This window comes from Acinetobacter defluvii, assembly GCF_001704615.3.
Lineage (GTDB): Bacteria > Pseudomonadota > Gammaproteobacteria > Pseudomonadales > Moraxellaceae > Acinetobacter > Acinetobacter defluvii.
The window spans coordinates 3029972-3044265 of record NZ_CP029397.2 but is presented as its reverse complement, the minus strand read 5'-3'; the positions used below and the strand labels follow the sequence as shown (position 1 = coordinate 3044265).

The 14294-nt window shown below is 37.3% G+C and carries 12 protein-coding genes and 4 tRNA genes; 6 read left to right on the top strand and 10 right to left on the bottom strand.

The window, feature by feature from the left end:
• Nucleotides 1-284: 284 nt before the first annotated feature.
• The 3 genes from glyS to DJ533_RS17010 form a co-directional block, all read right to left on the bottom strand.
• The gene (glyS, locus tag DJ533_RS17020; RefSeq protein ID WP_065995536.1) at nucleotides 285-2354 is read right to left on the bottom strand and encodes a glycine--tRNA ligase subunit beta; all 2070 of its coding nucleotides are present in this window, start codon (nucleotides 2352-2354) and stop codon (nucleotides 285-287) included.
• Nucleotides 2354-3331, bottom strand: a complete 978-nt coding sequence (gene glyQ / locus DJ533_RS17015; RefSeq protein WP_065995537.1) for a glycine--tRNA ligase subunit alpha — start codon at nucleotides 3329-3331, stop codon at nucleotides 2354-2356. Before glyQ ends, glyS begins: the two co-directional genes overlap by 1 nt.
• Nucleotides 3332-3402: 71 nt before the next feature.
• A complete protein-coding gene (locus DJ533_RS17010) occupies nucleotides 3403-5046 on the bottom strand; it encodes an SIR2 family protein (RefSeq protein WP_228716499.1) in 1644 nt (547 codons plus the stop codon).
• 75 nt (nucleotides 5047-5121) lie between these two features.
• Here DJ533_RS17010 and DJ533_RS17005 point away from each other — a divergent pair, with 75 nt between their 5' ends.
• From DJ533_RS17005 to DJ533_RS19110, 4 genes are all read left to right on the top strand, one after another.
• Nucleotides 5122-6099: an FAD-binding oxidoreductase gene (locus DJ533_RS17005; RefSeq protein WP_228716498.1), complete on the top strand. Its 978-nt coding sequence runs from the start codon at nucleotides 5122-5124 to the stop codon at nucleotides 6097-6099.
• A complete protein-coding gene (locus tag DJ533_RS19015) occupies nucleotides 6048-6599 on the top strand; it encodes a hypothetical protein (protein ID WP_228716497.1) in 552 nt (183 codons plus the stop codon). The genes DJ533_RS17005 and DJ533_RS19015 overlap by 52 nt, the downstream gene beginning before the upstream one ends.
• A gap of 183 nt (nucleotides 6600-6782) precedes the next feature.
• Nucleotides 6783-7418 carry a hypothetical protein gene (locus DJ533_RS19115; protein ID WP_323809363.1) on the top strand — a complete coding sequence of 212 codons (636 nt, stop codon included), beginning with the start codon at nucleotides 6783-6785 and terminating at the stop codon, nucleotides 7416-7418.
• A 24-nt stretch (nucleotides 7419-7442) separates the two neighbouring features.
• Nucleotides 7443-8057, top strand: coding sequence for a hypothetical protein (locus DJ533_RS19110; RefSeq protein WP_323809362.1), 615 nt, complete (start codon nucleotides 7443-7445; stop codon nucleotides 8055-8057).
• 78 nt (nucleotides 8058-8135) lie between these two features.
• Here the strand turns inward: DJ533_RS19110 and DJ533_RS16995 are convergent, their stop codons facing one another.
• Nucleotides 8136-8576: a hypothetical protein gene (locus tag DJ533_RS16995; protein WP_065995539.1), complete on the bottom strand. Its 441-nt coding sequence runs from the start codon at nucleotides 8574-8576 to the stop codon at nucleotides 8136-8138.
• A gap of 201 nt (nucleotides 8577-8777) precedes the next feature.
• Here DJ533_RS16995 and DJ533_RS16990 point away from each other — a divergent pair, with 201 nt between their 5' ends.
• Entirely contained in the window at nucleotides 8778-9893 is a 1116-nt protein-coding gene (locus DJ533_RS16990; protein WP_065995540.1) for an HPP family protein, read from the top strand.
• 82 nt (nucleotides 9894-9975) lie between these two features.
• On the opposite strand, the gene DJ533_RS16985 is transcribed toward DJ533_RS16990, so the two are convergent.
• Nucleotides 9976-10242 (bottom strand): PspC domain-containing protein, encoded by a 267-nt coding sequence (locus DJ533_RS16985; RefSeq protein ID WP_065995541.1) that lies wholly within the window; start codon nucleotides 10240-10242, stop codon nucleotides 9976-9978.
• A 305-nt stretch (nucleotides 10243-10547) separates the two neighbouring features.
• On the opposite strand from DJ533_RS16985, the gene DJ533_RS16980 reads away from it, so the two are divergent.
• A complete protein-coding gene (locus tag DJ533_RS16980) occupies nucleotides 10548-11177 on the top strand; it encodes a hypothetical protein (RefSeq protein ID WP_065995542.1) in 630 nt (209 codons plus the stop codon).
• A 22-nt stretch (nucleotides 11178-11199) separates the two neighbouring features.
• Here DJ533_RS16980 and DJ533_RS16975 read toward each other — a convergent pair.
• The 5 genes from DJ533_RS16975 to DJ533_RS16955 all read right to left on the bottom strand — a co-directional run bounded on the left by DJ533_RS16975 (nucleotide 11200) and on the right by DJ533_RS16955 (nucleotide 14106).
• Nucleotides 11200-11275 (bottom strand) — tRNA-Lys (locus tag DJ533_RS16975).
• A 294-nt stretch (nucleotides 11276-11569) separates the two neighbouring features.
• Nucleotides 11570-11645, bottom strand: a tRNA-Lys gene (locus tag DJ533_RS16970).
• A 140-nt stretch (nucleotides 11646-11785) separates the two neighbouring features.
• Nucleotides 11786-11861 (bottom strand) — tRNA-Lys (locus tag DJ533_RS16965).
• Nucleotides 11862-11999: 138 nt separating this feature from the next.
• Nucleotides 12000-12075, bottom strand: a tRNA-Lys gene (locus tag DJ533_RS16960).
• 189 nt (nucleotides 12076-12264) lie between these two features.
• On the bottom strand, nucleotides 12265-14106 hold the full coding sequence (locus tag DJ533_RS16955; RefSeq protein WP_065993364.1) for a long-chain-acyl-CoA synthetase: 1842 nt from the start codon (nucleotides 14104-14106) through the stop codon (nucleotides 12265-12267).
• Nucleotides 14107-14294: the final 188 nt, after the last annotated feature.

The window sequence follows — 14294 nt, the reverse complement described above, 5'->3', positions numbered from 1 at the left end:
ATTTGAGGAATTTGCTCTTCTGTAATATCACGAACTGTAACTATAGTGGTTAAAATAGTTTTATTAATATATTCACTTTGTTTTAATTTGATGTCTTGTTGTCTAAATTCAAATACAAAACCTTCACATTGTATAATTGTAGTGTCAAGAACTCCTTAAATTGAGAATAATTCGCCCCACATAAATAAATTGATAAGAAATATTTCTAATTTTTCCATAGTAAATTTTTATAAAAAAACCCCACTTATTTAAGCAGGGTTTTTATTTTATTTCAAATATTTAGCTTAGTGCTGTAACACCGAAATATCCGCAACACTTGTAAACAAATCACGTAACTGCACAAGGATACGCAAACGGTTTGCTTTCAACTCTGCATCTTCTGCCATCACCATCACACTATCAAAGAAAGCATCAATCGGTGCACGTAAAGCAGCAAGTTTAGACAGCGCTTCTGTGTAATCTTTCGCAGCCAAAAGTGGTTGAACCACAGGAAGTAATTTTTGAATCTCGGCATAAAGTGCTTTTTCAGCATCTTCAACCAGTTTAGATTCAACGATTTCACCTGTAGGCGCAGCTTCTTTCGCCAAGATATTTGCAACACGCTTGTTTGCAGCAGCAAGCGCAGCAGCTTCAGGCAAATCACGGAAATGATTCACCGCATTCACACGCTTATCAAAATCTAAAGGAGATTTTGGAGAAAGTGCTTGAACTGCTTGGATTACATCTACCTCTACGCCTTGATCTTCATACTTCGCACGATAACGACCTTCAAGGAATGCAACCGCATCTGCCAAAGTCTTATCGTGATCTTTCACAACATCGCCATACGCAGCTAAAGCCAACTTGATCAATTCTTCAATCGAAACATCAAGATTATTTTCAGTTACAAGACGCAAGATACCAATCGCAGAACGACGTAATGCAAACGGGTCTTTCGAACCTGTCGGTGCTTGACCAATTCCGAAAATACCTGTCAACGTATCTAAACGGTCAGCAAGCGCAATCGTAGTACCTGTCTTCGTTTGTGGTAAAACATCACCTGCAAACTTCGGTAAATATTGCTCACCTAAAGCTTCAGCAACTTCATCATTTTCGCCTTCAATACGTGCGTAGTAAGTCCCCGCAATCCCTTGAAGTTCAGGGAATTCACCTACCAATTCAGATGTTAAGTCACATTTTGCAAGAAGCGCAGCTTTTTCAGCATCAGCAGGGTTTGCACCTGTGATTGCAGATAAAGCCACAGCTAATTTTGCAATACGTTCAGATTTATTCCAAAGCGTACCCAATTGAGCTTGGAAGACCATATTGGCTAATTTCTCTTTACGAGATGCAAGCGGTTGCTTTTGATCTTGTAAGAAGAAGAATTCAGCATCAGACAAACGAGGACGTACAACTTTCTCATTCCCTTCAATGATTTGAGTCGGGTCTTTAGACGCAATATTTGAAACGGTAATGAAGTAAGGTTGCAATTTATTATCCGCATTCACCAAACAGAAATATTTTTGGTTGTCCTGCATGGTCGTGATTAACGCTTCTTGTGGAACAGCAAGAAAACGCTCTTCAAAACTTGCACGAAGCGCAACAGGCCATTCAACCAATGCAGTTACTTCATCACGTAAGTCAGCAGGTACGATTGCAATTGCATTTACTTCATCAGCAAGCGCTTTCACTTGTTGGTCAATGATGGCTTGGCGTTCTTCAAAAGAAGCCACCACATGCGCTGCTTTTAGTTTCGGTAAATAGTCATCTGCATTTGCCAATGTAATCGCTTCAGGCGCATGGAAACGATGACCATAAGTCACATTACCTGCTTTGTGATCTTGAATCGTCGCCTCAATCACGTCGTTGTCTTTGAGCAATACCACCCATTTTACAGGACGAACGAATTCAGTACGGCTTGCCGCTGAACGCATACGTTTTGCAATTGGAAGATTATCCAAAGCAGTTTGTAAAATTTGTGGCAATAAAACGTCGAGGCTTTGACCTTTCACATCTTTCAAATAACAAACTTTTTCAACTTTACCTGCTTGGAAAGTAGATACTTGATCAACCGTGATGCCTTGACCACGCATAAAGCCTTCGAGTGCTTTGGTTGGTTTGCCGTCGCTATCAAAAGCCGCTTGTTTTGCAGGACCATCGAAACGTTTTTGTGTGTCTGCTTGTGCACCATCAACATTAACAATTTTCAACGCTAAACGACGTGGAGCAGCATAAGCTTCAATCGCATCAAACGCTAAGCTAGCATCTTTTAAACCTTTTACAGTTTCAGCTTGTAGTGCATCACGTAAATTTTTTAAGCTTTTTGGTGGGAGTTCTTCACAGCCAAGTTCGAATAAAACGGTATGTTTAGACATTATTTATTCTCCTCAGCTTTTGCATCGCTTTCAACTTGTGCTTTTAACTGTGCCAATACTTCATCACGTAAATGTGGTTCAGCCATTGGGAAACCAAGTTTTGCACGTGCAGCCACGTAACTTTGCGCAATAGAGCGTGCCAAAGTACGAACACGTAAAATATAGCGTTGACGTTCAGTCACAGAAATTGCACCACGGGCATCGAGCAAGTTAAAGCTGTGTGATGCTTTGATGACTTGTTCGTATGCAGGAAGTGGCAGTTCAGCTTCCATTAAGCGGGTTGCTTCTGCTTCGTAGAAGTCGAAAAGCTCAAACATTTTTTCTACGTTAGCATATTCAAAGTTATACGTTGATTGTTCAACTTCATTTTGATGGAATACGTCACCGTAAGTCACTGTACCGAACTGACCTTTGGTCCAAACCAAATCGTAGACTGAATCTACGCCTTGGAGGTACATTGCCAAACGTTCAAGACCGTAAGTGATTTCACCTGTGACAGGGTAGCATTCAACACCACCCACTTGTTGGAAGTAAGTGAACTGAGTCACTTCCATACCATTGAGCCAAACTTCCCAACCTAAGCCCCAAGCGCCGAGTGTTGGAGATTCCCAGTTGTCTTCAACAAATCGAATATCGTGGACGAGTGTGTCGATGCCGATGGCTTTTAATGAATCTAAGTACAACTGTTGAATGTTATCTGGGTTTGGCTTAAGCACCACTTGGAATTGGTAGTAGTGCTGTAAGCGGTTCGGGTTTTCACCATAACGACCATCTTTCGGACGGCGTGAGGGTTGAACGTATGCTGCGTTCCATGTTTCAGGTCCAAGCGCACGAAGGAAGGTTGCTGTGTGGAATGTCCCTGCACCCATTTCCATATCGTAAGGTTGTAACACGACGCAACCTTGTTCAGCCCAGTAGTTTTGTAAGGCAAGAATTAAGCCTTGGAATGTATCAATATGCGATATGGCGCGACTCATGCAGCATCCACTATAAGTATTAGAAAAATTGGTTCTAAGTATAAGGATTTTGAGGGAGAGTGGCAAAGGCTTTAACCATCGGTTGACCTCATATTTATTTCATTAGGTGCAGTGTGGAATATAGATTTATACCATGCACAGAAATCATTATTTTGGATTAGTGCTGGTATATATTCTTCTTGGAAGATAAGAACTTTATGTGATTTTATTATCTGGAGGGTTGGTGTTTCATTAAAGTAATCAATTAGTTGATTGAATTCTTCTAGTAATATATAGCACTCTAAAGAGTACATTACATGCTCTGCATAATCATCACTTAATCTAAAGTTCTGAATAGCATTATGTAAAAGCTCTTTTTTTCGGAGATCATTCATCTTAAGAAGTTTCGCCAGTTCTAATTGATAAATTCCACAAAAGTGAAAATTTCCGCCAAAAGATGGATCTTGTTTTATTCCTAGCTGCGTTATTTCTAAGGCTTTTTCAAAGGCTGAGATTTTTTCATCAATAAACTTACTATCAAACTCCTTATTTAGAGGGCAGTATGCACCTGCCCACCAGAAGAAAAATTCGCCTGATAAACTCTCTTTTAGTAGTGGATAGAGCTCTTCACAAGTTGAAATTAATTTTTCTTTTGAATAGTTTAGGTCATCTGAATCAGAGTGAAATTCTTCATTACCAATATAGTCTGTGACAATTTCTGCTAGCTTGAATTTGTTAATTACAGTATCATTTTTTAAGATAGAAATATAATTTTTAACTTTGGATAATAATTGATAACCTTTAGATTTTGATGTGTTGAAATTGATTTCTTTAGTGTAAAGTTCAAGTTCTGTATATGGTTGTTCAATAAAATCTAAACTGCAACTTAAAAGTTCTGCAATTTCCATAAAAGTTTCATCAGCATCACATCCATAAATGACTTTGCATTCCTCATCACTTTCTAAAAAATGATGACTGTCTTTTTGTAGAACTTGATTGCCATATTCAAGCCAGTATAACCAATTATTGTAAGGACGAAGTTCAGTTAATGCTTCCATCAATGGATCATTTTCACCACTATAACCCGCAACTACCCACGTTTTATTACAGCCAGTAGAGCGAACAATTTGCGTTAAAGTTTCCTTATGTGCTTTAAGTTGATCTGTGGTATTTCGTTGAACAAAACCAACATGCTGACCATTTAAATAAACAATACTTGGGTCATGTAAAAGTTCAGCATTCACTTTACCCATTGCCCCTAAATCATAAATTGCAGGGAATGGATACATGCCAACCATATAGCAAGCATGGATTAAAAGTGGATCAAAATTTACAGTAAGAATACGGCTGAAATAGCATTGTTTTAAAAGTTCAGCAATCGCAATGTGTGCGAAGTTCAGTTTGGCTTTTTCAATACCTTTATCTTTATTGCCTTCGATAAACCATTTAAAAAGCTCTTTACGTTTTACATTCGACAGTTTGGTCATAATGTCATTGTATTGAAGTTGGCTTAAATCTTCTTGAGCAAGCCTTTGTTCTTCTTCCGTAAAATAATTAGGAAAGTTTTCAATCGCAATTTTCATCAGTTTAAATGCAGGTGGGATACCTGCTGAGACAGAAATACCTGCACCGACTAGAAGGATTGCACCACCATCTTCTTTGGCATCTTTGAGTGAAGCAGCTAAATGTTTTAATAATTCATCGCGATTTTCAGACATTTTAGATAATATTTTCAAAAGTTAGTTTTATATTAAAGCCAAGAATTTGATTATCAAGCCAAACATTTAAAATTTGAATAGAATTAAATTACTATGCAAAAACACCATAAAAACACACTTTGGCTTAGCCTTTTACTGCTTGTACTCGCCGTGATTTCTATTCCTGCCTTACACTTACTGAAAACCAAACTCAATGAACATCCAAAGATTGAGCAGATGCCCAGTGGTTATCGTGATGATGTCAGCCAACTGAATAAAACCAAAGTACATAAAATCGTGGATGTTGCAGAAGATCCCGTTGCGATGCAAAACCAACTTAAGGAAATATTGATTTATGCCAAGCAGCATCATTTAAAAGTGTCGATTTCAGGGGCAAAACACAGTATGGGCGGGCATACCATTTATCCTGATGGTATTGCGCTCAATATGTTGCCATATAACCACATGAATTTAGATGAACAATCCAGTATTCTAAGCATTGGTTCAGGTGCAACATGGCAGCAAGCTTTGCAGTACTTAGATGGCTTTGGTAAATCGATTGCGGTGATGCAGTCTTTTAGTGACTTCTCGATTGGTGGTTCGCTGAGTGTGAATGGGCATGGTTGGCAAAAGAGTTCGCCACCAATTTCGTCCAGTGTTAAATCTTTTACTTTAATGAAAGCTAATGGTGAAATCGTCAATTGTAGCCGCACTGAAAATCCTGAACTGTTTAAATTGGTGATCGGAGGCTATGGTTTATTTGGCATTATTTTAGATTTGCAAATAAAAGTCGTAGACAATGCCACATTAAAATTCCATTCAGTTGCAATCGATCCACAACAATATACTGAAAATTATCAAAAATTAGTCAGTGACAAGCCACAAGTACAATTTGCTTATGGGCGTTTACGGATTTCTGATAAGCATTTTTTAGAACAAGCGACTTTAAACTATTTTACCAAAACAGATGAAAAACCAATGTCATTGATGCAACAGCAAAGTAAAAATGCAGAAGTCAGACGCATGTATTTCGTGGTTCAGTGGGAAATGAATATGGTAAGCGCTTACGCTGGGATTTGGAGAGCAGTTTAAATAAAGTTTCACCTTATGCGGTATTTAGTCGTAATGAAATTTTAAGCGAACAAGCTCGTTTAATTGAAAATAAAGACCCAAATTCAACCGATTTATTACATGAATATTTTATTCCCAAACAGCATTTGGCAGCGTTTATTCAGGATTTAAAACCAATTTTAAAAGATTCAAAAGTAGATTTACTGAATATTACCATTCGAGAAATTCAGCAAGATCAAGATGCTTTTATGAACTATGCCCGTGAGGATGTATTTGGTTTGGTGTTTTTATTTAACCAAAAGAAAACCGCTGAGCAAGAGCAGGACATGCGAACATTAACTAATCGAATTTTGGATGCTGCATTAAAAAATCAAGGCACGTATTATTTACCATATCGTTTGCATATTAGTCGTGAAAAAATGCGTTTAGCCTATCCGCAAGCAGATAAGTTTTTTGCCTTAAAGAAAAAATATGATGCCGATGAGATATTCAGTAATCGGTTTTATCTGCACTATCGTTGATGATTTTAATTTTAAAGATATTGTTTTTTAATCAAATATTTTAAAATCAGACCCTAATAAAAACTGCGAACTTCAACTTTGAAAATCAGCTCATCATAAAAATGAAGAAAGTATGATGCTTTGTTTATTGTTATGTTATAACATTTCTTAAATTTAAATAATACCAACCACTAGGATATAAGAATGTTTACTTCAAAACATTTATTAGCAATTCCATTGAGCAGTATTTTGCTAACTGCATGTGGGGGCGGATCATCGGATTCATCTTCTAACCCTGAACCTGTAAAACCCACACCAAAACCAACAGAAACACAGCAAGGACGCTTAGTGATTGCAAATGCTGATCCAGTTCGACCTTTGCTGTCTGTTTATGATTTAAATGAACATAAAAATATCAATACCACCGCACTCACAGTTGTACCCACCACAATGTATAGCAGTCCTGCATATCGCTATGCCGTTCTACTCGGACGCACAGATCATGTAGTCAATTTTGTCGATGGCGGTATTTTTAATAAAAACACTGTATTACAAAAAGATAATCCACATCTTTTGGTTTACAAATTAACAGGTGCAGCACCAACGCATTATCGTTCATTTAATGGTTTAGCTACGATTTTCTATGATGGAAATGAAACAGAAAGCTCAAAATTTGAAGCATTTACAGATCAAGATATTGAAAAGCAAAGTGTTGCTAAACAAAGCCTTGCTAAAAAACATCATGGTGTTGCAGAACCTCGTGGTGGCTATGTATTGAGTACTTATTTAGCGCCTGATTCAGATTTATTAAGTATTGTAAAAAGTTATGAATTACATTGAGATCATTTTCATGTTGATCAAACTTTGAAAAATCCGTGCAATAAATTACATGGCGCTAACTCAAATACAGACTATGCTGCTTTTGGTTGTGAGAATGGGATCTTGGTTGTTGAGCAAAGAGGCAATCAATTTATCGACAAAAAAGTTTTTATAGATCAGAGGATTAGTGCCATTGCAGGACATCAAAAATTAGCTAAATTTGCAGGTTTTGCGTCAGGAACAGGTGATTTATTTATTATTGACCCTAAAAACCTAAATGCAACCAGTTTAAATTGGGCACAAGGTGCAAAAGAAGCCGATGCTAAAACGCCAGTCAAACGCCTACAGCATGTCTTCAATACATCTGGTCAATTTCTGGTTATTTTAGACAGTACAGGCACTTTGCATCTGATTGATACTGCGACATGGACAGTAACAACAAAATTGAAAGTAATTGAAAATGTCGTGCCTGAAGAACTGCTAAAGAGCCGTTTAGTGGCAAACGCCAGTACCGATACAATTTTTATCAATGACACACATGCCAAGAAAATTTTAGAAATTGATTTAAAAGCGCTAAAAGTAAAACAAGCAATTCAGTTAACAGATGTGCCAAATACTTTTACTTGGGTAGGTGTAGTAAATAATTCAGTCAATAAATAATTTTTAAATCAAAGAGATAGTTTATGGTTTGTAGATAAAATTTTGAATTAAGGAGATCTTTGATCTCCTTAATTTTTTCTAAGATTTGACCTGATCTATAGCACCATCTCGCTGTTTAAGTCCAAGTAAGATTGCCCAATAACATACTCCGACAAAGACCGTCACAAAATAAAAGCTAGGATTTGAAAATAGTTTCCAAAAAGGTGTGGGTAATCCGCCCATAAAAATCAAATGTCCGATTATCAAGATTAAAAAGCAGATCAAACATGAACCCATGATAATGGTATAAAAATTCAAGTAATTTTTTCGGGAAAGCCCAATCGAAATCGCATAAGCGAAGGGTACAATAAGGACACAATACATCAGATAAATCATCAGATTAATGCCAATTACCACGACAAAAGTATCTAGACCATCGTGATAATTCATGACGATAAAAGATACAGCAACCAGAACTTGCAAAATAATCGGTGCAAATAATAATGCTTGGTAAATGGTTTTATTACGATAATGAGACATCATTACAAGCTAAAAATGAGTATATTTTAAGCATGCAAGATTATGCCGATTTAATCAATTTTTATCTGGTTAAGAAAATGGATAGCTTGAGTTCAGTTTATGAGAAAAACCTATAAATTTAAGATGGATAATAAATACATCTTATAAAAGCAACATCGTATAATTCACTACTTCTTGATCAGGTCACAACAAGGGAATGTCGTGTTTCATACACAACTTGAATGGTTAAATACGCTTAAACCAAATTTTAAAGTCTTGGCTTTTAAAGACCGTTTTCTATGCGGCTTCGGTGCATTGATGGGTCTCTTAATTTCATCCTTGATCAGTTGGTATATCTTGGGTGGATTTAATGCGTGGTATATTGCGCCGATGGGTGCATCTTCAGTGTTACTTTTTGCGGTGCCTGCCAGTCCTTTAGCACAACCATGGAATATGGTGGTGGGCAATACCATTGCTGCGATATTGGGAGTTACTTGTTATTTATTTATTCCAGATTTGACCATTGCCTTTAGTGTCGCAGTATCTTTGGCGATTTTTTGCATGATGAGTACTGATTCATTGCATCCGCCCAGTGGAGCCGTGGCAATTACTGCGGTATTGGGTGGAGAGAGTTTGCATGATTTAGGTTATCTATTTGTATTTTATCCTGTTTTACTCAACTCGATTTTATTAATGATCGTGGCAATTATTTTTAACCGCTTAATAGGCAAACAATACCCACAACAAGCGCAAGTCAATCTACGCTCCAAAGATCCAACACCTACCCAAAAAGTTACAATTCAACCGCATGACATTCAAGAGGTTTTAGATCAACAAACAGAGCTTTTGGACATCAGTGACTATGATTTGCAAAAAATCATTTTGAAAGCACAAGAAAAAGCCAATGCACGTGCTGTAAATCTATTTTTATGCCAAGACATTATGACCAGAGATGTGGTGAGTTTGTCCGAAAATGAAGAGATTCAAAATGCCTTAGACAAATTTAAACAGATGAATTTGATGAGTTTGCCTGTGACCAATGCAGAGCACCAATTGGTCGGTACGTTGGCATTATATGACGTTGTGGACTGGTTTAAGCGTGCAGCCGATATGCAAACTTCATGGGAACACCAAGTTAAACAAATTATGAATAGAAAAGTGGTGACAGTACGCCCCAATCAACCGCTTCAAGACTTAATTCCTTATTTTGTAGAGCGTTCTTTTAATTATATTCCTGTGGTGGAGCAACAAAAACTGGTCGGGATTATTAGTCGAGCAGACATGATTGCGGTATTAAATCAACAAGTAAATAATTTAAAAAGTTCAAATAATAGATAGGTAAGTTTTAAACATAAAAAAACGCTACGGCAGTTTAGGGGAAGTCTGTCGTAGCGATAAAATAAACTTAAAATCAGGTTAATTATTTCACGTGATCATCCTGAATCGTGCGAATGGACTGCTGATAGGAATTTGAGTAAGGTGGATTCAATTGTAAATCTTGTTTAGGAATTAACAGCCATAATACCAAGTAAACAATAATTCCTGGGAACGCTGCACTCATACATGAAACAAGTACAAAAATGATGCGAAGTAATGTTACATTCCAACCAAAACGTTCAGCAATACCGCCCATTACACCGGCGATCATATTGTGTCGGTTGGAACGATATAAACCAGATTTGGCCATGAATTGTTTCTCCTAAAACGATTTAAAAAGGAAAATACCTTTGATTTATATATTGGGTGAAGACTTAGTTTTTAAAGTGAAGAAATCACTTGAGATTGTGTATTTTATGTAATTTTAAAAAAGCATTTAACGGATAGACATGAGAAAATTAAGTCATCAGTTATGATGTACTTTTGTAACAATCTACACCGATCAATTTATACAGCACTGAAAAATAAATATCATAACGATTATTAAAAAAGCTTAAATTTTGTTGAAAAAATAAGCCTTAGTCTATTGGTATGATGTGGTTGATGAGTGTGTAAATGCGTCTAATAAAGTATCTTGGGGTTGGGCTATGTTTTTTGCTTAGCGCATGTGATGCAAAGCAGTCGGATATACATCCATCTGACAGCTCAGCATCAGAAAGCATAATTGAGTCAGATGCTCAAGCAGAAGTTGAAGAGGGTCGCCGTTTAACAGAAGTTGCAGGTCGAACTACCTTGCCAAGTGCGACAGATCAAGATAAACCTTTTCAGAAAAATCCATTGTCCAAACAAGCGCAAGCATATATAGGACGTTATCACGTTGTGGTGGATTGTACTGAGAAATTTGCGCTGTGTGAAAAAGAAGGTAAAGTTGAGTTTGTGATCAGTTTACTTAAAGATGGCACGTCTCATCGTACCTTGATTTATTTGGGTAAAATGAGTTATGAGAAAAATAAAGGCATTTCAAACCGAATGTATCAGCACAATACATGGACTTATAACCCTGAAACACATCAAATTGAAGTTAAACGCTCAGAAGGAGTAAACTTCTATTACGATGTGACTAAAAATGGCGATCTGGTAATAGATTTAGATCAGATCTATGCCAATAATAAGGTTAAAAACGGGCAATTTAGAGATGGGAGTTATGTGCCTACGCAAGAATATCTATTGAAAAAGCTATCTTAAAATACAAGAATATTAAAAAATATGGTGGGTTGTGTGGGGTTCGAACCCACGACCAATAGATTAAGAGTCTACTGCTCTGCCAACTGAGCTAACAACCCTAAGCGATGTAGCAAATAAATATGTTTAAACCTAAAAGCAAAACGGTATTATCTGTCTACCAACTACCAATATGTGCAAATCGTACATTACTGCTGAGTATAAAAAATCTATAACTTAAAAAGATGTATTGAGAATACCTTCTTATGTAATTTAGATAAAAGTCTTCAACAGGTCTTGCAGCAAAATTTCGAGAATGGCGAATCAACCGAATGGATTGGTTTGTCTTGGTCGGAACTTGTAGGTTTCATTTCATTGTACGCTGAAAAGCAATAGAAAGAAGCCTTAAGAAAGAATGGTGGGTCGTCCGCGATTCGAACGCGGGACCAACGGATTAAAAGTCCGCTGCTCTACCAGCTGAGCTAACGACCCTGAGTGAGGATTAACGAAACAAGGTTTCGTCCGAACGCAAGAGAAAATCTTTGATTTTCTATAGATATAAGAAAATATCACATTTTGCTTTGTCGGAAATTATCCTGGCAGGTTTTGTAAAATTGGATTTTACAAGTAAATGGTGGGTCGTCCGCGATTCGAACGCGGGACCAACGGATTAAAAGTCCGCTGCTCTACCAGCTGAGCTAACGACCCTGAACGAGGCTTAGTGAACTTAAAGCAAGACTTTAACAATTCACCCGAGTGCAAGATAAAATCTAGGATTTTTATAAGTTTATAATAACTTATATTGCAATATCGGATTAAGATCCTTTTCAAGCCAAAACAATAAAATGGTGGGTCGTCCGCGATTCGAACGCGGGACCAACGGATTAAAAGTCCGCTGCTCTACCAGCTGAGCTAACGACCCATCAGTACTTCAGTTTTCACTGTCATACATAGTGTTTTGACAACACTACTTTGTTTTGATGGTGCGTATTTTAGCAAGTTATTGATAGAGCGCAAGCAAAAATTAATAAAGTTTGCAACGTTCGGTTATAAATAACACAATTTAAATCATTATTTGCTCAAAAAATGTATTTATTCCCGAACTTAAGTATTAGAAGCGATATTTGTAAGCTTCAATATTTTCGCAAATCTCATCGTTTATTTCACAATAACGATTTTCACCAGGTAAAAGAACATATAAACGATCAGACGTTTTTTTCGGGTCGTAAGCTTGTTCTTTTAGTTTGTTTTTTTGGTACTTGAAAGTGCCTGTGGTTTCCATTGCCTCTTGAATGCGTAAAAACACTGGAACAGCATAGGAGGGTAGTCCTTTTTTAAACTCAGTAACCATGTCAATGAGGTCTTGCTCATTCAGTGCTTCACCTGCATTTAAAGTAATTGCTGCCATACCTGCACGACCATTGGTATTGGGAATTTCGACTCCATACACAACAGCTTCTGTGATTTTGGCATATTCACTGACGATATTTTCCACTTCAGTTGTAGAAACATTTTCACCTTTCCAACGGAAGGTATCTCCTAAGCGGTCTACAAACTGTGCATGACGGAAGCCGATATCTCGTACCAAATCACCTGTAATGAAGTATGAGTCTCCTTTAGTGAAAACATTATTCATAATTACAGCTTTATTTTTTTCTGGATCCGTATAGCCATCGAAAGGTGAGCGTTTGGTAATTTTACCCAGTAATAAACCGACTTCACCTTTTTTCACTTTGATACATTGACCTTTTTTATCTCGTACAGGTTCATTTTTTTCTTTATCAAATTGAATAATCGCATAGGGAATCGGAGAAAAACCTACGGTATTGTCAAAGTTAAAAATATTGCTGAAGCCAACATTACCTTCACTTGATGCATACAGTTCTAAAATTTCTTGAATACCAAAACGTTGCTTGAACTTACTCCAAATATTAGGACGCATGCCATTCCCAATCATTTTGGTGACACGATGATCACGGTCAGCTGTGGACTCAGGCGCATCCATTAAGTAACGACAAAGCTCTCCAACATAACCTATGGCAGAGGCATTAAATTTTTTAACGTCTGCCCAAAAGGCTGAAGTTGAAAATTTGCGACGAATTGCCAAAGTCGATGCGCCCGCAAGCACACCACACCAACATACCACCATGCCTGTTGCATGGTAGAGGGGTAGGGTGCAGTACATGACATCATCTTCATTGAGGTTGAGTACGTGTCCATAAGTTCCAAAAGCCAACATCCAACGACTATTGGTGAAAATTACAGCCTTTGGTAAACCCGTCGTGCCAGAGGTATAGATATAGAATAATCCATCTTTTCCTGTGACTTTTTGAGTGGTTGGTACATTGAATTTAGGAAAATCATCAATTACTTGGGCAAGATTGGTATAGGCTTTTGGTGCTTGACCTGCATCTTTAAGGGTTTCTTGGTCTGCAAACCAGTGAAAACGATCTTCTGCAATCTTGAGGTCTTGGCGAATGTCATCGACTGCGGCACGACATTCTTCACCAACAATAATGGCAATCGGGTTCACAAGATTAATACTGTGGGCAAGCACTTTACCGACTTGTGAGGTATTCACCAATGCAGAGGTTACCCCAATTTTTGCTAAAGCAATGACGGTAGCGATCAGTTCTGAACGGTTTTCAATCATCACTGCGATAACATCGCCTTTTGATGCACCAATCGATAAGTAATAGTGGGCGATCTGGTTTGCCCAGTTATTTAACTCTTTATAACTAAAGCGTTGATCTTCAAAAAGTAAAGCATCCCCATAAGGATTACGTTTGACTGCACGCTCAAATGCTAATCCTAAACCAGAAGGGGTTTTAGGTGTGCGTAAATAAGCTTGTTTTAATCCAGTCAGTAAATTCGGTACTTTATTGAGAAATTGGGGTAATCGTGCTGCGACATCGGTGATCCCAATAAGATCATTTTGTATATTTGCGCTCATAAGCATCCTATTTATTTTTCGTAATCCAATAAGGTCTATTCTATTTGCGAGTGACTTTACATAAATTTTACAGTTGTCCTTTTACTGGTATAGTGCTAGAGCAATCAACCTAATTTGACAAAACTTATAAAAATACTATCTACGATAACAAAAAAACCTAGTCATCGAAATGACTAGGTTTTTTGAAA

Excerpts from the sequence above, each read along its gene's own strand:
- glyS (WP_065995536.1), bottom strand. The coding sequence starts at position 2,354 with ATGTCTAAACATACCGTTTTATTCGAACTTGGCTGTGAAGAACTCCCA.
- glyQ (WP_065995537.1), bottom strand. The coding sequence starts at position 3,331 with ATGAGTCGCGCCATATCGCATATTGATACATTCCAAGGCTTAATTCTT.
- DJ533_RS17005 (WP_228716498.1), top strand. The coding sequence starts at position 5,122 with ATGCAAAAACACCATAAAAACACACTTTGGCTTAGCCTTTTACTGCTT.
- DJ533_RS19115 (WP_323809363.1), top strand. The coding sequence starts at position 6,783 with ATGTTTACTTCAAAACATTTATTAGCAATTCCATTGAGCAGTATTTTG.
- DJ533_RS16995 (WP_065995539.1), bottom strand. The coding sequence starts at position 8,576 with ATGTCTCATTATCGTAATAAAACCATTTACCAAGCATTATTATTTGCA.
- DJ533_RS16985 (WP_065995541.1), bottom strand. The coding sequence starts at position 10,242 with ATGGCCAAATCTGGTTTATATCGTTCCAACCGACACAATATGATCGCC.
- DJ533_RS16980 (WP_065995542.1), top strand. The coding sequence starts at position 10,548 with ATGCGTCTAATAAAGTATCTTGGGGTTGGGCTATGTTTTTTGCTTAGC.
- DJ533_RS16955 (WP_065993364.1), bottom strand. The coding sequence starts at position 14,106 with ATGAGCGCAAATATACAAAATGATCTTATTGGGATCACCGATGTCGCA.